Here is a 16123-nt window from a genome sequence, read left to right as displayed (position 1 = left end):
CATTCTGATTATATACAGCTCCATAAAAAGCAACTATTATGCACAATGCAAATCAGTACGTTTCACAGTTCACAAATGTCTCTGATTTTCTCAGGGATATTAAGTATATAATACTGTTTTACGTACTTGGAGATTTCCTGACAACGGCTCATGCGCTTAACTATGGATTCGAAGAGAATGATTTCCTGGCGGCAGTTATGCAGAACTATGGCGTGGGCTCTCTCCTTATGCTTAAAATCCTGTTCATTGGAATCGTGTACTGGAATTACACAATCCTGAAGAATGCAGATTCAAAATGGACAGATCTTTTGTGGAGGGTGTCAAGGAAAGGTATTGCATTCGTAGGTCTGTTCCTGGTGGTGAACAACCTGATGGTCATATTCATGGAATGCAGCCTTGTGCAGATACTCCACACTGTGGCATTATGATGGTAAAAACGGAAAAACGTTCCAAAAACGACGAAAAACAGAAAAACGGAAAAACGTCCCAAAAACGATAAAAAACGGGAAATCCACCATTTTTATTACTTTTCTGACATCTGATCTTATCATGCTGTTATGTTGACATTATCCCTGCCAGCAGACCAATAGATAGTACCATTAGAAGATACAACATTAGAACAAATAATATCTTCATGATGGGGAGATTGGCTGCTGAATTCATTCGTACCATAATATTCCATCGGTATACTATTATAAGTAATCATTGAAGTTTAGCTTCTAAAGATAGTGGGAGAACATTATTATCTGAAAGTATGATGGAACTAGCGCATTAAGGCAGAGAAGACACCCACTGACAACATCAAAAGAAGGTAAAGAGAAATAAGAATTATTACCCTTACTGCAGTGGATTTGCTAGCCTTTGTAAACATAACAGTCTACAAAAAGACAGTTGTGTTATAAATACATTTCTAATTATGTCAAACATCATACCGTTAAGGAATATGTAAATGATCCATGCTAGTCAAAAGAGGGGTGACAGGGCAGATGTGCCATTGAGAATTGCACTTGGCTGCCACTACATAAGATAAGAAGCATTGTTATGCAAAAAGAGTTATTCGAAAATCTGTAAATTCATATATTGGTTACGCCTGCAAAGATCACTATCCCAAAAAGAAGAGCGATATACAAAATCGCAAGTATCAACGCTTTAGCAGCAATTAAATTGCCGGAATCATTCATATGTACCACAATTTATGGTTACATATACATGCTATTTATAAGTAGTTAAAATTCAAAATTTATTAAAACTGATTGATAAATGTAATTTAATAAAGGGAGAACTAAGTTTTAGATCAAAGCAAAAAGAGAAAAGAAACCCGGAATACCGGGATTAAGGATTTAACGCCCGAACCGGGATTTGAACCCAATCGAGAATTGAGTCTAAATCCCCGGGCGTTTTTGGTCTTGTAACTGTTATCACAAAATGCTAGCAAGCGGCACGATTAGAAAACTTGTTTCGCATTCCTGACTTGACCTGTTACCAGCAGGCCAGTACAAGTCAGTTTCTAGATGTACGTGCATAATTAAAAATCTTTTTATATTTGGACTTCATTCCAAAAAATGTTAAGTTCACCAAACTTAACAAAATCTTCCAGGTCACCAGCCTGGGAACAAATTGTAGGCACGAATAAAATGAATCCATTGAATATAAACAGCTTAAGCTTTAGCTTTGCTCAGGAGTGCTGATGTCTGCTCTTGGTGCTCTTGGAACCCTTGAGTATGACTATCAAAAGCGACAGGACGAGCTATTTGACCCAAAAACCACCATCCTGAACAAAGGTAACTTTACCGTGCCAGGACAGGGTCAATCACCGGACTACTGTCATACTCCGTATATTAGCCATATCCATGCATCGGGTAACAGTGCCCTTGAAATGATAATATCCTGCAAGCTTTGGCGTTGTCCTTCCTGTTATCGGTTAAAAGTAGATTCTGAAGTATTCAAATATGCTGTTCTCTTGGAATGTTATTCTCTTGTAACCGGTGACAGGCCGTTCAGGGCTGTAGCTTCAATGGATTCAGATAAAGCCTATTCCCTAACCCTTGATGAATACCGGGGATTCCGCAGGAACGCAAAGGACCGGTTAAAGCGTAACGGTGTAACTGCCGGATTCAAACTTGATCACCCATTTAGAATAAAAAAGAGCGTTCAACAGGCTGTCCGTGTTCTCTGTGGAGAAGAAACAAGTTCCGGAGGTTTCTGGAACTATATTCTGAATCCTTCTTCTATTAATGAGATAAACAACTATCTCGATACTGATTTTAAATCGTGGCGTGACCTCGTTAACTTCTCTCCTCATGTTCATTACCTTCTTTTCCCCGGTCATCAAAAGATATCAGGGGATAAAAATATCGTAATCACCAAGCTGCAAAAAACGGACGGCTCCTATACTCTCGATAATGTCTCTGATATCGTTCAACATCTCCGTTATCTCCTTACTCACTGCGGAATACTCGTAAATGCAGGTAAATCCCGGATGGAACCTGCTGGAGTCTTTGGTGATCTCCGTAATTGGAAGCCTGAAGACTATCTCACTCCTGAAGAGATTCAGGACATACAATTATCTGTTTTAAACCACCTGAATGAAAAACGTACCACTCCCTATACAGTTGATGACATGGGAGAACTCTGCTATCTTCGTGATAAGGAAGAAGAAAAAACAGCAGAGGATGCCGGATACTTCCCTCTTAAAGAGTTCATTGCCTATGATGAATGCACCGGCGAGTGTATTGATTCATGGCTCAGTTCAATACGGAATCCTGATAACGCCGTCTATGTCGAGTACCTGCTGAGTGAATACTCTCGAATTTTGAAGGATACTGATATCCCACAAAAAAAGCGGCGTTTGTTCCTGGGAGATCTTCGGGATCCCCCAAACAGCTTTAAGATCACTAAGTTAAACGTGTGAGGTTTGATAAATGAGTTCGATAAACAGTTTGGATAGTTGGGCTTCGGTTAAACGTAAGCCATGTGATAAAAGACGGCCTGATCAAGAACTTACCTTATTTCATTTCCTGAATGGTAAACCGAATACAAGACAATATCATATTGATAATGTTTTGAATCGGGGTGTTGCACTTTGACATTTTTAAAAGATGTCAGGGTTCTATTCCTTCTTTTTATTTTAGGAGATACTCTCACAACGATCTACGCACTGCATACAGGCCTTTTCTATGAAGGGAATCCTGTACTTTCTCAGATATTCAACGCTTATGGATATCTTTCACTAATTCCAATTAAAGCATCATTCCTTATTCTGCTCTATCATGTTTACAAAAATGCAGATCGTTTTTACTGGAACATCACAAGACATTCCGTTTCCTGTATTGGCCTGCTAGCAACGGTATGTAATACGGCGGTGGTCTTCCATGGCTAAGGCAAAATACGCTCTGAAAAGCAATAACGGCAGTGGCGTTTATGTCACTATTCCTTCTGAGCTTGCCTTTGCTCTTGGCCTTCGTGACCTTGATGGAAAATTGTTGATAGATTGTGTTCGGTTCGAGCTTGGATATGATGATACTGGCTCGTACGGAATCATCAGACCTGCTGCCGATGACCCATAGATAAGGAGATGAAAATTTGAAATGCAGAGTTTGCGGTGAAGAGGTCGTTGAAACTGACGGCCTATATTTGATAGGCGGTGATCTTTGTTTCGATCATTACTGGCAGGAAAACAAGGATAGTCCGTACTATCCACATGCGTTGAAGGTAGCCGGAACCCCATAATAATGGAAGGTTTCTAAATGTCTCTAGACTTGCGGCAATTTATATTTATTCTTTTTGTTGGATATAATAAAAACGCTATCAGTAGCCGCCGATGTTTTTATATAGTCTAGAGACTTATAGTTAATTGTCTAGAGACTTTATGAGGTACTAAAATGAATAATGCTAAAATACTATATTTTGATTCAAAGTATAAACATGCGTTTGTATATACTGAATGTGAATTTGGTCGTAGGGATGTGTTTTTTTCATTTGAATGTGATACTATCAGATTTAGAGAGGTCCTTGGAGATATTAAAATAATATTCAGTAAACATCTTGCTTTTTGTTATAACAATGAAGTTGAAACAGGTGATTTAAAACTTGATTTTATTGATAAGATTATAATTGGTCATGGAGTGATTTGAATGAAAGTACATGTTAATTGGCATCCTGATCATATTCCTGAAGATGGTGTTCATTATTCTGATGTTCGGAATGTGGTCCTGAAAAAAGGAGATATCTATATTACTCATATACCCGCTGTTGAATTTTCATCATTCTTTTTTAATGTTGAAAATATCGAAAAAACAGGACTTATGGCGGGTGGTGTCGGTATTTATATTGTACTTCAGGTGTGATTGTCTATAGACATTTTTATTTGTAATGAGGTCTGATTTATGGATATGTCTAGATTAATTTGTCCTAAGTGTGGTAGTAAGATGGTTTCGGCGTATATTCAAAAGCGTATTGATGGTAAATTGAGTACTCCTAAGATTGGTCACTATTGCCAGGCGTGTACTTATTTCGAGCCTCTGAAAGATGACGAGTCTTCTTAGAAAGGTTGTTGATAATAATGTCCGATCTTACAATCATATTTAGTGACTGCCTGAACCGCCAAGAAAAGGAAGTGTTACTTTTTAGACTTCCAACAACATACTGAAAAACGTTCATTTCTTTATATACTAAACTCTCTTTTTTCAACATCTATAAACACCCTTGGAAATGAACTTCTTGGATGATTGACAAAACGGAAGAATTAGCGGGATACATCCCGCTGTCGTAGTCCTTCATGTAGCAACCCTTCATCTAAATACCCACCAATACAGGCAATCCCATAACACTAAGTCGTGAGTTTCTTGAGTGGCTGGTTTTTCTGGAGCGTAGCGGAAGGAATAGCAAGCGAAGCGCAGCAACCAGCACGCAGGGAACTTATAGACGTTCCATAAGTAGCAAGTGATATCTTCTTTCTGTGTGAATGCGGCACTCTGCCATATTGACGCATCAGTTATTTACTAAAATGTTGATCTACGCAGTAATTCAGCCTTTCACTTTATTCAAAACTATATTTTATACTTAATTTTAAGCTTAAATTTAGGCTTAAATTTATGATAATTTGAACAGTTTAAATATCCCTTTCCTAAAGTCTGCATTGATAAGTATGTCAGACTTCAATAAATATGGAATTCGGCAGGTAGGCGAAAGAGTGCGCCTTCCTGGTATTAGTGTATCGGTATCTGAAAAGCAAAAGGACGACGGTTCTACTGTCAGATGGGCGCAGTTATCCAAGTTCAATAAGCACAAGGATGAATACGAGAACTTCTCTATCTTTGCTGATGATCTCGAACTTCTTGGTCTGAAAATACCTGATATCCTCTCTTCTGTAAGAGGGGGTGTTTTACATGGTCAAACTCAGTGATTTTAAAGAAAAGGTCAAAGAACATGGTAGAAAAGCTGTAGTAGCTACAGGTGCAGCAGTCTCAGTAATTGCACCGGCTTCCGCAGCACAACTTAACGAAACCATAACTCCAATGGTCGATGATGTTGTTCTTATGATGCCTTCTATGCAGAGTCTTGTCATTGCCTTTGCAGGTATCCTGATTACTGTTTCAGTAGTCGGATTCTTCACCGGTGCATTCGACAAGCTTCTTGACGGACTTAACATAGGACGTAGAGGAATGAGGTAACTATGAGAAGGTTCCTCTCTCTCCTTCTTCTTTCTTTTTTCCTGCTTTCGGTCTCCACTGCATCGGCAGGAACAGTAAGGATAACAGACCCACTCGATGCTTACGAGTATACGGTCTATCAGGTTACAGCTAATGACACCGAATATATTGGAGATTTCACAACTAACGACACTCTTGTTCTGAGTTCAGCTTACAATTATCAGATCACTGTAAAGCCTAATGTAGTATCTCTTACAGCAGACCCTATTCAGGGTGTCTATTGGTTCCAGGCATATCTACCTTTCATACTGGCCTTTGCACTTGTCGGCTGTGTCGTTGTAGGATTGTTCCTGATATGGAAGAGAGGTGCTAAACTATGAACAAAATAATTATAAGTTTGTTTTTAGTGTTTATTTCTGTCTCTACTGCTTCAGCAGCTTCGTATTCATTGCCTTCTGATATGACTCTTGCAAGGTCTATCTGTTATTATCAGGACGGTCAGTTTTTCCTTTCAGGTTCAACTACATCTTATGGCGAGGCTGTTTACATCTGGGAACCGGGTGTAAGTGCTAGTCTATATGTGAGTAATGCCGATTATGGTATTGAATCCCTATATTATGATGGCTCAAACCTCTATTTTTCTGATGGGGAATTAATATTTAAACGTCTTCAAGCTAATGGCGTTCTTGATATGGATTCTGCAACAATTGATGATGTTCACACAGTATTCCAGTCTGGTGGCTCTGGTTGGGTGTCGTCTATTTATGATCATCAGGATGGTTATCTCTATATAGGGACTGGTTCTGTTCGGTCTGGCGTAGGTGATTTTAATCCTAAACTATGGAAAGTCCATAAGGGCACTGAATCACAATCTATATGGTATACCAATTCATCTGTTTCCGGAGAATGGTATTATATATTTGGACATCCCAATGGTGAAATACATGTAGTACAGGCAGAAAATAATTATCCGGGTAACGGTCTAAATATTTGGAATTTAACATCTTCGGTTCCTTCTTTCAATCCCGTGGTATCATATATCACGTCTTCATGGTACAAAGGTGCAAAATCCGATACAGACGGTATAATATATTACGTCGGTATGGATGAGTTGAGGTATTATAATCCTTCTTCCGGTACACATGCGCAAATATCATCTCTTGGTAATTATGGATGGGATCTGTTAATTGATTCTGGTGGTGTGATCTATGTGGTTCTTCAGGACCAGATAAAAACGTATTCAACTATTAATCTAGCAGGTGGTTATTTTCCCTCATCAGCTGGTAGTTCTGAAGATGACAGTTCGACAACAGGCAATCCACTTTTAAATCTTGATTCCCCTGAAGATGCAAAAGAAGTAGCTACCAATTACAGTGGTATTACCTGGATACTATTGATCTGTTTATTCCTAATGGCTGCAATGGGTGGTAAGAATTGAGATACTTACTACCTCTTATCTGTCTCATTCTTCTTACTATCCCTCTTGCATCTGCAGGAACCTATGAGCTTGAGAACACACCCGGGTTTGATGAGTACATCATAGTGAACTCACTATCTACTGAATGGGTGACAACAGACAGAACAGTAATTGATAATGATGTATACGATAACGTCATCTGCCCTTCAGATGATGAGATATACTATCTTGAAATGGACCTCACAGGAATCAAAGAAGATTCCCAATTACCTGTTTATTTCTGGTATGATAGCTTCAACTCTACGCAGTTGAACTTCAACTTCTTCTATGAAGAAGAAACTGTCCTGTTCTTCTGGACCAATGAAAGATTATGCTATAATCTGACCGATACCCTCGGAAATACCTACCTTGAAGGCGAACAGGGATTAGGTGTTGATTCCTGCAGTATTGAAATTACCCAGGAATCAATAAGTTTAGGTCGGTCTGACCTTAACGTATCCCTGCTTCCAGCACAGGGAATGACCTTTGATATATCCTCTATCAGCTTCATGTCCGCTGAAGAAAAGCCAGGACGTGGAGGATATGGATATGCAACACTCAGGGTCCAGGATTCAGATTATTCAAATGATATCTCAGGACCATTGCACTATCTGTATGAACTAATAGATTTTGCAGATTCTGACAGGACACTTTATCAGATACTCTATTACATGCAGAAGATGCTCACCTTCCTTCTATTCCTTGTTGAGTTCTTCCTGAGTTCATTCTGGGTATATGTTGCGGTTGCTCAGTGTGGCTCCCTCTTCTGGGGTATCCTGCACAAGAACCAGGGCGTTTTTAGGATGATACAGAAGTACATAGAAGCCTTCGGCTTCTTCATGAAACTTCCATTCATCCTGTTCAAGTTCTTCGTAGAATTTGTATTCAGCATAGCGAACCGGCTCATCCCCGGTTAATCCTTTTAACGAGTTGGTGACATGGAAAATGTAAAGATACACTTAGAGATCAATCACCGTAAGGTATTGAAAGTTCACAGTACAGACACAGAAAAAGCGAAGAGGCAGTTCGACAGCCTCTATAAAAAGAAGGGGATGTGTTCAGAATGAGCCTGAACATAGACTTCAAGCAGCTTCGTCATTTCTTCAAGGACCTGCGAAGCAAAGGCAAGGTCGTAAAAGATAACAAGGTTACAGTTTACTATCTGACACCCTCACATAAGATTGTCAAAAAAGAAGGTGAATACCTACCGGATACGGACTGTATCAGTGTCTTTGGTCTGAAGCTCATCTACCTTGGAAATAAAGGCATGTATCACGATGATAAAGGACCTGCAGTTATGGCTTCCTATAACTCAGCAGTATCCATTCGTCATGAGAAGGAAAAACAGGACTATCTCACAGGCGAGCAAACAGAAGCCCTGCTATGTTCCGGACTTCTCACGAACATCCTCAGACCGAATATCACCCTCGGTGTTATCGGTTTTGTAATGGGTATCTGTATTACCCTGGCATTCGTTACGACAGTCCTTGGAGTGAGCCTGCTATGAGCAATGAACCTGTCAATTTCTCCGAACTCATACAGACCAGTATGAGAAAGACAGAGCATGAACAAAAGTATGAGCTCATGAGGGATTCCATGGGAATCCTCTTCCCCCAGGACCTCAAAGCATGGCTTGCAGTCTCAAACCTCAATAGTACACAGATAAACGAGATAAACAAGATACTTCTTATCAAGAACATGATGCTCCCTGATACCTGCGAATTCATCAATGAATTCGTAGAGATCTACCTCAAAATAAATGTCTCCAAATCAGCCCATGGAAGACATGACATAAGAGACATCATGCAGGGATTCTTCAAGAACTCCCTTGACAAAAAAGAAGAACTCATGAGCAAACTAAAGGGTGTCCTCCCATGACCGGAAGACTACCAACCGGCAGATACGCAATAATCGGCGACCTCTCAGCCGGTAAGACCCTTCTCATGACAGCCATAGCCTACCACGACCACCTGAAAGGAATCCCCATCTACAGCAACTACGACCTGAACTTCCCACACACCAGAATAAACAAAGTAGAAGACCTCGACAAAATGCACTCCGGGACCCTTGTAATGGATGAAGCCTGGTACACCTTCGATAGCCGTAACTTCGGCACCAATAAGAATAAAGAAGGATCCTATATCTTCTCTAAACTAGCAAAACGCAATATGAATGCATACCTTAACATGCAATCTATGGACCTCATAGATGGTCGTTACCGTGATAGAATGATGGCTATCCTTATAGTAGAGACTCTCAAAGATAAAAATGATAATCCAATTCTCATGAAAGTAGATACTCTTAAAAAAGATAAATGGGGTGTCTTCTCTCTTTCTCCTTCTCAGATCTTAATTGAACCTTCTCCAGTTCTGGGTTTATATGATACCTGTGAGGTTATTGATTCTTTGATTTAGGGCGTAGCTGGTTGCGGGGTCGGTTGGGCGGGTTCACTTCATAGACAGGGTGCGTGTGACTAATGTCTTGGGTTTTCTAAAGTTTAAGAAAGTCTTTTTTAGTGGGTATAAAAGACTGTCTTTCTCGTAGGTTTGGCTGGCCCCTGGGAGGGTGCTCTCCATTTTTGCTGCATAACTCAAAAGGTTTCAACGTTATTTTAAACGGGTTCCCTTTCCTCTCTTCTCTAATCTCTCTATCATCTTTCTTTTCAGTCAATGGAGTATTTGGTTCCTTTAGCGTTAAAGAACTTCTCTATCTGCAACTTAATCTAACTCCTTCTTAAGTTCAGATTTTTTACTATTTCTGTATTATATAACAAAATAAAATCAATAACGAATCACTCTTTCAGAATGCCGGTTATTGCGCTCAGGCAAAGGGAAGCGATTCAAGCGCCCGCCTTTGGCGGCGCATAGGCAGAGTTTCAATATAATGCATATTATGGTTGGATTAATAGAATAATGTTAACTATATATAATAATGAATATTATGTATTATTAAAATTAATTCAGGTGCTCTATATGCTTGACATATCATCCGATGAAACTGCGTTAAATGGCTATTCTTATTTCATCTCTATTTTTATAGGTTCTTTAATTGGTTATTTTTTAAATCCAGTTCGTATTTTTACCAGTGATTTAACGTATGTTGATATTCTTTTTAGAGGTATGACTTTAAAGGATTCCTTTTATGTGCATTATGCTGAAATTGCTTCTTATTATGTTTATGCAGGTGCGTTAATTGGGTTTTTTGTTATGTTTGTTGTTGATAATATTAAATCAAAAAAATCTTAAATTGCATCTTTCAAAATCTTGTTTTGCCTGTTCCAGGACCCAGGCTTTAGCCTGGGTCCCTATGCTCCTTATACCGAAGGATTGTGCGACGTATGGTCGGGGTGCTAATAGCGAAAAAAACTATTTTACAATGTTCTGGAATTAACACCTTTTCGTTACCTATAAATTATATATCTGACTTTTATATACACTGTATGAATAATTTGATAGATGACTTTGTTGTTGATTGTAAAACTATGGGTTATTCATACCGAACAATTGAATCCTATACTGGCCATGTGAAATATTATCTTGGTCGTTATTCTATTGGACCTCAGATTAAAGCTGAAGACCTGCAACCTTTCCTTATACATCTTCGAGATGAGCGGAATCTGACGTTTTCAACCATCAATGCATACTTTGCATCCCTAAGTACTTTTTTTGACTATCTGGAGCATGTAGGGATACTTCAGAAGCATGAAATAGGGAAGTTCCGGAAACGATACTTAAGACGCTACAAAAAACGACATACACCACAAAAAAAGCAACTTATTAGCATTGACAAGATGCGAGAACTCATAGAATCCGCCGATTCCTTGGAACATCAGACTTTAATGATCTTCCTGGCTAAAACTGGAATACGTCGAAATGAGTTAATTACACTTGATAGATCAGATATTTCCCTGGCAAACAATACAGTATTGCTTAAGCCTACTCCAAAGAGATCTAACCGCCTGGTATACTTTGACGATGAATGTAAAGCCTTCCTGGGGGCTTATCTAAAGACCAGGACAGACAAAAATCCGGCTTTGTTCCTGTCAACTACTGGAGATAGGATCAGCCGTAATATGGTCTACAAGATCATCACAGAATATGCAAGGAAACTTGGTATACACAGACCGAAAGGTCATGTTCATGAGAAGTTCACACCACATTGTTTTAGGGTCTGGTTCACTACTCATCTAAGACGTTCTGGAATGTCTAAATCCTTCATCCAGGAACTCCGAGGAGACGTAAGAGGAGAGGCAATAGATATCTATGACCACATAGAATGTGATGAACTAAAAGCTGCATATATGAGACATATCCCACAACTTGGTTTAACACCTTGATGTATATACATGAGTTGCGGCGAATGTTTTCAAAGAAGGATAGTTTCTAAGTAAAAATAGTTAAAAATCCCCGGAAATTCCGGGAATTAGACCAAAACGCCCGAACCGGGATTCGAACCCGGGTCGGAGCCTCGACAGGGCTCCATGATAGGCCTCTACACTATTCGGACATTCAAGTGGATTTCGCTTGTGAGCACCCCTAAAAGGCTGCTCTTGTATATAAAGCTTTTTGTGCTTTATTCATGATTTTGAAAGTCCCGCCTCCCAGACTCGAACCGGGGACATCGCGGTGCCTGCGCGTAATGTGACCATGCACATGAATCAAACTACAGCCGCGCACTCTACCAACTGAGTTAAAGCGGGTCTTACAAATCATGCTTCCGCACGACAGTGCCGTGCGATGCAACACTCCAATACGCATAATCATACTTAGCTCTTTCGCCGCAAAATACGTTTGCGTCTGCGAACTATATAAAGAGAAGCATCTAAACCTGCCATAGTAAAAATCTAAAAAAGGGAATAAAATAGAAAATACCTAAAAACAAAAAAGAAGTTGCCCTGTCACTTATCTGAAGGGCGCACTTCGGGATAGAGTTAGAAAGTGTCCAGTTCGCCGTTGATGACCATCTTTGTGATCTTAGTAACGTCAGCGAGCCAGTCATCCATAATGACCTCAACTTCTGACTTAATAGAGTTGAAGTTTGCACCGTCAGCAGGGATGATCTGTGCGCTGGCTACAAATGGCTGGTCTATTGGCTGGCCTATCTGGGAAAGGAGCTTAATGTAAACATCATCTACATCAGGAACAGCCTTTACGATATCCCTTGCCATCTGTGTTGACAGCAGGTTGTATATCTTACCAATGTGGTTGATCGGGTTCTTACCACTGGTTGCTTCCATACTCATTGGCCTGTTAGGAGTGATAAGTCCGTTACAGCGGTTTCCACGTCCTACTGAACCGTCATCCCCCATTTCTGCAGAAGTACCGGTAACTGTAAGGAATACTGAGTTACACTTTACATTATCTGCTGCATTGACAAATGTCTTTACTGTGCGGTCTGTGCGCTTAAGAGCAAGGTCAGTAACGTAATCCACCATTTCTTCCTTGATGTTCAGGTAGTGGTCCATATCATCGACGTACTTGCCAACCATACCACAGCAGATGGTAAGCTGAATATCATTGTTATCTCTCAGACCCATTACCTTGATATCTGTACCGATTCCAGGAATCTTCTTCTTAAGATCTGTGATCAGCATCCTCTCAGAATCATAGACGATCTGTTCAAGTTCTGAGAATGGAGCATGACCTACACCAAAGGAAGTATCGTTTGCCACAGGAACCCTGTCCCTCTGGAAAACATCTCTAAGATCAGATGAACCTGTACCAAGTTTACAGTCAAGAATAATGTCACCTTCAAGGTCAAGGTCAACTATTGTATTTCTGAGGTAATCTTTGGCAGCTCTTAGAGCAACCGCTTCAGCAGGTATTTCGACACCATTGAATTCTTTGGTTGCCCTTCCTACAAGCAGAGTGTAAATAGGCTGGATGACCTCTCCACCTCCAAACTGAGGGTTTGACCTTCCTGCAACGATCTGAGTCTCATCGGTATTGTGGTGAAGAACCACGCCACATTTTTCGATATATTCCTTACACAGTGCACGGCTCATTGCTTCTGCCAGACCGTCTGAGATACTGTCAGGGTGACCTACTCCCTTTCTCTCCACAAGCTCGATCTGCTGTTTTTCCACCGGCGTTTCGATCAGGTGTTCAACTTTGATGTTTCGCATCATATTAATCCTCTATAAATTAATTAAAAGACAAATGTAAGAAGATAAATCAAATTGATTATGTATTCTTCGCTATATCAAGAACGCAATATATATTTAATATTTACCATCAGAGAATATAACTAATAGTAATAATACCTCATGTATTAAATAAATTATAGAATTTTTAAGTTCAGCGTGAACTCTATATGCTATAAAAGTCTTTCAAAGAACGTTCAATTGATACTGATTATAATATTACAGAAGGATCCCCATGATACGTATTGCAATACCCAACAAAGGGCGCTTACATGACCCTACCGTAAACCTCCTCAAAGAGGCAGGTCTCCCTGTACTTGAAGGAGGGACAAGGAAACTTTTCGCCAAAACAACAGACCCTGAGATCACATACCTTTTTGCAAGGGCAGCAGATATCCCGGAATATGTACAGGATGGTGCCGCAGATGTAGGAATCACCGGTCTTGACCTCATTGATGAGACCGAGTCCGATGTAGAGGTCATGCTTGACCTTAAATTCGGTGGTGCAAATCTGGTACTTGCTGTGCCTGAAGATTCCAGTATCAGTTCTGCCGCAGAGCTTCAGGGAATGCGTGTTGCAACAGAATTCCCAAACATCACTGCAAAATACTTCAAAAACCTTGGTGTTGACATCGAAGTAATAAAGGTCAGTGGCGCATGTGAAATGACACCACACGTTGGAATTGCTGATGCTATTGTTGATATTTCAAGTTCAGGAACAACTCTTGTAACCAATCATCTCAAAATGATAGAGAAAGTGTTCACTTCATCAGTTTACCTTATCGCAAATAAAAAGACAAGGGCTGATAATGAGAAGATCGAACAGATCCAGACAGCCGTTGAAAGTGTGCTCAGGGCAAAGGGAAAACGTTACCTTATGATGAACGTTCCGGAAAGCGAGCTTGAAACCGTAAAGAAAGTGCTCCCTGGAATGGCAGGACCAACTGTAATGAAAGTTGAGTCTGATAATTCCATACTTGCCGTACATGCTGTTGTTGATGCATCCAGTATCTTTGCCACCGTTGGCGAGCTCAAAAAAGCAGGTGCAAAGGATATACTGGTAGTTCCAATTGAAAGAATGATGCCCTAACTGAGGTTACATGTCATTTGAAGTGATCCCTGCTGTTGACATGAGAAACGGCAAATGTGTACAACTCGTACAGGGTGTTCCGGGAAGCGAGATGATTTCCATCGACGACCCGGTTGCCGTAGCAAAGGACTGGGTATCCCAGGGTGCAAAGACCCTGCATCTCATAGACCTTGACGGTGCCATTGACGGAAAACGCAAGAATTCACCAATTATCGAGAACATAGTAAAGGAATGCAAGCCTCTTGGAATGAAGATCCAGGTCGGTGGCGGAATCCGTTCTTTTGAAAATGCTGCTGAACTTCTGAATATTGGTGTTGACAGAGTGATACTCAGCACTGCCGCCATCAATAACCCACAGCTTGTAAAAGAGCTAGCCGAGGAGTTTGGAAGTGAACACATTAACGTGGCTCTGGATTCAAAGAATGGCAAAGTGTCAATTGAAGGCTGGAAAAAGGAATCAGAATTCACAGCTGTTGAAATGGGAATCAAATTTGAGGGACTCGGAGCAGGAAGTATTCTGTTTACCAATATAGATACTGAAGGACTGCTTCAGGGAGTGAACACTGCCCCTACCGAAGAACTTGTCAGATCAGTGAATATTCCGGTAATTGCATCAGGTGGTGTGACAAAACTTGAAGACCTCATTGCACTGAAGAATACCGGAGCAAAGGCAGTTGTTGTCGGAAGTGCATTATATACAGGAAAATTTACACTTCCAGAAGCGATAAATATTATCAGAGAGGATTTATAAATTAGTATACTATAGAGAGCAAATTCAACAGGTGCACCCATGAGAAAAGCAGAGATTTCACGCAAAACCAGCGAGACCGACATTTCTATTGAGATCGACCTGGATGGAAAAGGAGTTGCAGATATCAGTACAGGAGTCGGTTTTTTTGATCACATGCTGACTGCTTTCACAAAACATGGGAACTTCGACCTCACTGTAAAAGCCACCGGAGACCTCATTGTGGATGACCACCACCTGGTTGAAGATACCGGCATAGTAATTGGTCAGGTGCTTGCTGAATCACTTGGAAATAAAGCAGGTATCGCAAGGTTTGGAGAAGCACGCATCCCCATGGATGAAGCACTTGCAACCGTTGCACTGGACCTTGGAGGACGCAGCTATCTTGTAATAGATGCAGAGTTCAAAGCTCCTAAAGTTGGTGAGTTCAGCACCCAGATGGTAGATCACTTCTTTGAAGCCGTTGCTCAGAATGCAAAAATGAACATGCATGCCCATGTTTATGGTGACAACGACCACCACAAGATAGAAGCACTCTTCAAAGCCTTCGCCTATGCTCTCAGAAGAGCAATAGTTGTAGAAGGAGATGAGATCAAAAGCACCAAAGGAGTGCTTTGATCCTTTACTTAGAAAAATAGAATCTATTTTTCAATTCCATAATTCCGAATTATTGGGGCTTTGTTATCTAAACATAGTTATATATATTGAATTCTTATACTTAAATATGAACTGTCCAAAATGTAAGAGTTCCAATCACAAGAAGAATGGAAAAGTTGGTGGACGTCAACGCTACAAATGCCATGATTGCGGCTATAATTATACCGTCGAGATAAAATCAACTGCTAGTTCCACTTCTGTTAAAAGGCAGGCATTACAACTTTATCTTGAGGGATTAGGTTTTCGTTCTATCGGAAGAGTTTTAGGAGTAAGCCATGTTTCAGTATATAAATGGATTAAGAAATTTGGCCAGGAATTAGAGGATCTAAAAAGCGAAAACCAGATAGATATTGTGGAATTAGATGAGATGCACACTTAT

General features: G+C 40.3%; 23 protein-coding genes and 2 tRNA genes. 22 read left to right on the top strand and 3 right to left on the bottom strand.

Annotated features, from left to right (window positions below; genetic code table 11):
• Nucleotides 1–38: 38 nt before the first annotated feature.
• The 18 genes from BLP52_RS02540 (at nucleotide 39) to BLP52_RS02460 (ending at nucleotide 11443) form a co-directional block, all read left to right on the top strand.
• Nucleotides 39–428 carry a DUF5658 family protein gene (locus tag BLP52_RS02540; protein WP_091708452.1) on the top strand — a complete coding sequence of 130 codons (390 nt, stop codon included), beginning with the start codon at nucleotides 39–41 and terminating at the stop codon, nucleotides 426–428.
• 1259 nt (nucleotides 429–1687) lie between these two features.
• On the top strand, nucleotides 1688–2911 hold the full coding sequence (locus BLP52_RS02535) for a hypothetical protein (RefSeq protein WP_091708450.1): 1224 nt from the start codon (nucleotides 1688–1690) through the stop codon (nucleotides 2909–2911).
• 171 nt (nucleotides 2912–3082) lie between these two features.
• Entirely contained in the window at nucleotides 3083–3379 is a 297-nt protein-coding gene (locus BLP52_RS02530) for a DUF5658 family protein (protein ID WP_091708449.1), read from the top strand.
• A complete protein-coding gene (locus tag BLP52_RS02525; RefSeq protein WP_091708447.1) occupies nucleotides 3372–3566 on the top strand; it encodes a hypothetical protein in 195 nt (64 codons plus the stop codon). Before BLP52_RS02530 ends, BLP52_RS02525 begins: the two co-directional genes overlap by 8 nt.
• A gap of 16 nt (nucleotides 3567–3582) precedes the next feature.
• Nucleotides 3583–3729 carry a hypothetical protein gene (locus tag BLP52_RS14260; RefSeq protein WP_154717773.1) on the top strand — a complete coding sequence of 49 codons (147 nt, stop codon included), beginning with the start codon at nucleotides 3583–3585 and terminating at the stop codon, nucleotides 3727–3729.
• Between the two features lie 152 nt (nucleotides 3730–3881).
• Nucleotides 3882–4133: a hypothetical protein gene (locus tag BLP52_RS02520; protein ID WP_091708446.1), complete on the top strand. Its 252-nt coding sequence runs from the start codon at nucleotides 3882–3884 to the stop codon at nucleotides 4131–4133.
• The gene (locus tag BLP52_RS02515; RefSeq protein ID WP_091708445.1) at nucleotides 4134–4346 is read left to right on the top strand and encodes a hypothetical protein; all 213 of its coding nucleotides are present in this window, start codon (nucleotides 4134–4136) and stop codon (nucleotides 4344–4346) included.
• 45 nt (nucleotides 4347–4391) lie between these two features.
• A complete protein-coding gene (locus BLP52_RS14255) occupies nucleotides 4392–4544 on the top strand; it encodes a hypothetical protein (RefSeq protein ID WP_154717772.1) in 153 nt (50 codons plus the stop codon).
• Nucleotides 4545–5146: 602 nt separating this feature from the next.
• Nucleotides 5147–5404 carry a hypothetical protein gene (locus BLP52_RS02510; RefSeq protein WP_091708444.1) on the top strand — a complete coding sequence of 86 codons (258 nt, stop codon included), beginning with the start codon at nucleotides 5147–5149 and terminating at the stop codon, nucleotides 5402–5404.
• Complete coding sequence (locus BLP52_RS02505) at nucleotides 5388–5672, top strand: hypothetical protein (RefSeq protein WP_091708442.1); 285 nt, start codon at nucleotides 5388–5390, stop codon at nucleotides 5670–5672. Before BLP52_RS02510 ends, BLP52_RS02505 begins: the two co-directional genes overlap by 17 nt.
• A 2-nt stretch (nucleotides 5673–5674) precedes the next feature.
• Complete coding sequence (locus tag BLP52_RS02500) at nucleotides 5675–6031, top strand: hypothetical protein (protein WP_091708440.1); 357 nt, start codon at nucleotides 5675–5677, stop codon at nucleotides 6029–6031.
• The gene (locus tag BLP52_RS02495; protein ID WP_091708439.1) at nucleotides 6028–7089 is read left to right on the top strand and encodes a hypothetical protein; all 1062 of its coding nucleotides are present in this window, start codon (nucleotides 6028–6030) and stop codon (nucleotides 7087–7089) included. Before BLP52_RS02500 ends, BLP52_RS02495 begins: the two co-directional genes overlap by 4 nt.
• Nucleotides 7086–8024 (top strand): hypothetical protein, encoded by a 939-nt coding sequence (locus BLP52_RS02490; protein ID WP_091708437.1) that lies wholly within the window; start codon nucleotides 7086–7088, stop codon nucleotides 8022–8024. The genes BLP52_RS02495 and BLP52_RS02490 overlap by 4 nt, the downstream gene beginning before the upstream one ends.
• Before the next feature lie 146 nt (nucleotides 8025–8170).
• The gene (locus BLP52_RS02485) at nucleotides 8171–8614 is read left to right on the top strand and encodes a hypothetical protein (RefSeq protein WP_091708435.1); all 444 of its coding nucleotides are present in this window, start codon (nucleotides 8171–8173) and stop codon (nucleotides 8612–8614) included.
• Nucleotides 8611–8985, top strand: a complete 375-nt coding sequence (locus tag BLP52_RS02480) for a hypothetical protein (RefSeq protein WP_091708434.1) — start codon at nucleotides 8611–8613, stop codon at nucleotides 8983–8985. The genes BLP52_RS02485 and BLP52_RS02480 overlap by 4 nt, the downstream gene beginning before the upstream one ends.
• Nucleotides 8982–9521 carry a hypothetical protein gene (locus BLP52_RS02475; RefSeq protein ID WP_091708433.1) on the top strand — a complete coding sequence of 180 codons (540 nt, stop codon included), beginning with the start codon at nucleotides 8982–8984 and terminating at the stop codon, nucleotides 9519–9521. The genes BLP52_RS02480 and BLP52_RS02475 overlap by 4 nt, the downstream gene beginning before the upstream one ends.
• 558 nt (nucleotides 9522–10079) lie before the next feature.
• The gene (locus tag BLP52_RS02465) at nucleotides 10080–10352 is read left to right on the top strand and encodes a hypothetical protein (protein ID WP_091708429.1); all 273 of its coding nucleotides are present in this window, start codon (nucleotides 10080–10082) and stop codon (nucleotides 10350–10352) included.
• Between the two features lie 194 nt (nucleotides 10353–10546).
• Entirely contained in the window at nucleotides 10547–11443 is an 897-nt protein-coding gene (locus BLP52_RS02460) for a tyrosine-type recombinase/integrase (RefSeq protein WP_091709142.1), read from the top strand.
• Nucleotides 11444–11540: 97 nt separating this feature from the next.
• On the opposite strand, the gene BLP52_RS02455 is transcribed toward BLP52_RS02460, so the two are convergent.
• The 3 genes from BLP52_RS02455 to BLP52_RS02445 all read right to left on the bottom strand — a co-directional run bounded on the left by BLP52_RS02455 (nucleotide 11541) and on the right by BLP52_RS02445 (nucleotide 13234).
• Nucleotides 11541–11613: transfer RNA gene (locus tag BLP52_RS02455), tRNA-Asp, on the bottom strand.
• An 85-nt stretch (nucleotides 11614–11698) separates the two neighbouring features.
• Nucleotides 11699–11806 (bottom strand) — tRNA-Tyr (locus BLP52_RS02450).
• A 231-nt stretch (nucleotides 11807–12037) separates the two neighbouring features.
• Nucleotides 12038–13234 carry a methionine adenosyltransferase gene (locus BLP52_RS02445; RefSeq protein ID WP_091708427.1) on the bottom strand — a complete coding sequence of 399 codons (1197 nt, stop codon included), beginning with the start codon at nucleotides 13232–13234 and terminating at the stop codon, nucleotides 12038–12040.
• 250 nt (nucleotides 13235–13484) lie between these two features.
• Here BLP52_RS02445 and hisG point away from each other — a divergent pair, with 250 nt between their 5' ends.
• From hisG to BLP52_RS02425, 4 genes are all read left to right on the top strand, one after another.
• Nucleotides 13485–14339: an ATP phosphoribosyltransferase gene (hisG, locus tag BLP52_RS02440; protein ID WP_091708425.1), complete on the top strand. Its 855-nt coding sequence runs from the start codon at nucleotides 13485–13487 to the stop codon at nucleotides 14337–14339.
• A gap of 10 nt (nucleotides 14340–14349) precedes the next feature.
• Nucleotides 14350–15090: a 1-(5-phosphoribosyl)-5-[(5-phosphoribosylamino)methylideneamino]imidazole-4-carboxamide isomerase gene (hisA, locus tag BLP52_RS02435; RefSeq protein WP_091708423.1), complete on the top strand. Its 741-nt coding sequence runs from the start codon at nucleotides 14350–14352 to the stop codon at nucleotides 15088–15090.
• Between the two features lie 39 nt (nucleotides 15091–15129).
• Complete coding sequence (hisB, locus tag BLP52_RS02430; protein WP_091708422.1) at nucleotides 15130–15705, top strand: imidazoleglycerol-phosphate dehydratase HisB; 576 nt, start codon at nucleotides 15130–15132, stop codon at nucleotides 15703–15705.
• A gap of 106 nt (nucleotides 15706–15811) precedes the next feature.
• Nucleotides 15812–16123: IS1 family transposase (locus BLP52_RS02425; protein ID WP_154717790.1), on the top strand; the 312-nt coding region annotated here is incomplete at its 3' end.

It is taken from the genome of Methanolobus vulcani (genome assembly GCF_900100715.1).
Lineage (GTDB): Archaea > Halobacteriota > Methanosarcinia > Methanosarcinales > Methanosarcinaceae > Methanolobus > Methanolobus vulcani.
Note: the sequence above shows the minus strand (reverse complement) of the source record. Positions and strands in the feature narration are given on the sequence as shown.

Excerpts from the sequence above, each read along its gene's own strand:
- BLP52_RS02540 (WP_091708452.1), top strand. The coding sequence starts at position 39 with ATGCACAATGCAAATCAGTACGTTTCACAGTTCACAAATGTCTCTGAT.
- BLP52_RS02485 (WP_091708435.1), top strand. The coding sequence starts at position 8,171 with ATGAGCCTGAACATAGACTTCAAGCAGCTTCGTCATTTCTTCAAGGAC.
- BLP52_RS02515 (WP_091708445.1), top strand. The coding sequence starts at position 4,134 with ATGAAAGTACATGTTAATTGGCATCCTGATCATATTCCTGAAGATGGT.
- BLP52_RS02500 (WP_091708440.1), top strand. The coding sequence starts at position 5,675 with ATGAGAAGGTTCCTCTCTCTCCTTCTTCTTTCTTTTTTCCTGCTTTCG.
- BLP52_RS02525 (WP_091708447.1), top strand. The coding sequence starts at position 3,372 with ATGGCTAAGGCAAAATACGCTCTGAAAAGCAATAACGGCAGTGGCGTT.
- BLP52_RS02505 (WP_091708442.1), top strand. The coding sequence starts at position 5,388 with ATGGTCAAACTCAGTGATTTTAAAGAAAAGGTCAAAGAACATGGTAGA.
- BLP52_RS02445 (WP_091708427.1), bottom strand. The coding sequence starts at position 13,234 with ATGATGCGAAACATCAAAGTTGAACACCTGATCGAAACGCCGGTGGAA.
- BLP52_RS02535 (WP_091708450.1), top strand. The coding sequence starts at position 1,688 with ATGTCTGCTCTTGGTGCTCTTGGAACCCTTGAGTATGACTATCAAAAG.
- BLP52_RS02465 (WP_091708429.1), top strand. The coding sequence starts at position 10,080 with ATGCTTGACATATCATCCGATGAAACTGCGTTAAATGGCTATTCTTAT.
- hisB (WP_091708422.1), top strand. The coding sequence starts at position 15,130 with ATGAGAAAAGCAGAGATTTCACGCAAAACCAGCGAGACCGACATTTCT.
- hisG (WP_091708425.1), top strand. The coding sequence starts at position 13,485 with ATGATACGTATTGCAATACCCAACAAAGGGCGCTTACATGACCCTACC.
- BLP52_RS02475 (WP_091708433.1), top strand. The coding sequence starts at position 8,982 with ATGACCGGAAGACTACCAACCGGCAGATACGCAATAATCGGCGACCTC.
- BLP52_RS14255 (WP_154717772.1), top strand. The coding sequence starts at position 4,392 with ATGTCTAGATTAATTTGTCCTAAGTGTGGTAGTAAGATGGTTTCGGCG.
- BLP52_RS02495 (WP_091708439.1), top strand. The coding sequence starts at position 6,028 with ATGAACAAAATAATTATAAGTTTGTTTTTAGTGTTTATTTCTGTCTCT.
- BLP52_RS02520 (WP_091708446.1), top strand. The coding sequence starts at position 3,882 with ATGAATAATGCTAAAATACTATATTTTGATTCAAAGTATAAACATGCG.
- BLP52_RS02460 (WP_091709142.1), top strand. The coding sequence starts at position 10,547 with ATGAATAATTTGATAGATGACTTTGTTGTTGATTGTAAAACTATGGGT.
- hisA (WP_091708423.1), top strand. The coding sequence starts at position 14,350 with ATGTCATTTGAAGTGATCCCTGCTGTTGACATGAGAAACGGCAAATGT.
- BLP52_RS02510 (WP_091708444.1), top strand. The coding sequence starts at position 5,147 with ATGTCAGACTTCAATAAATATGGAATTCGGCAGGTAGGCGAAAGAGTG.
- BLP52_RS02480 (WP_091708434.1), top strand. The coding sequence starts at position 8,611 with ATGAGCAATGAACCTGTCAATTTCTCCGAACTCATACAGACCAGTATG.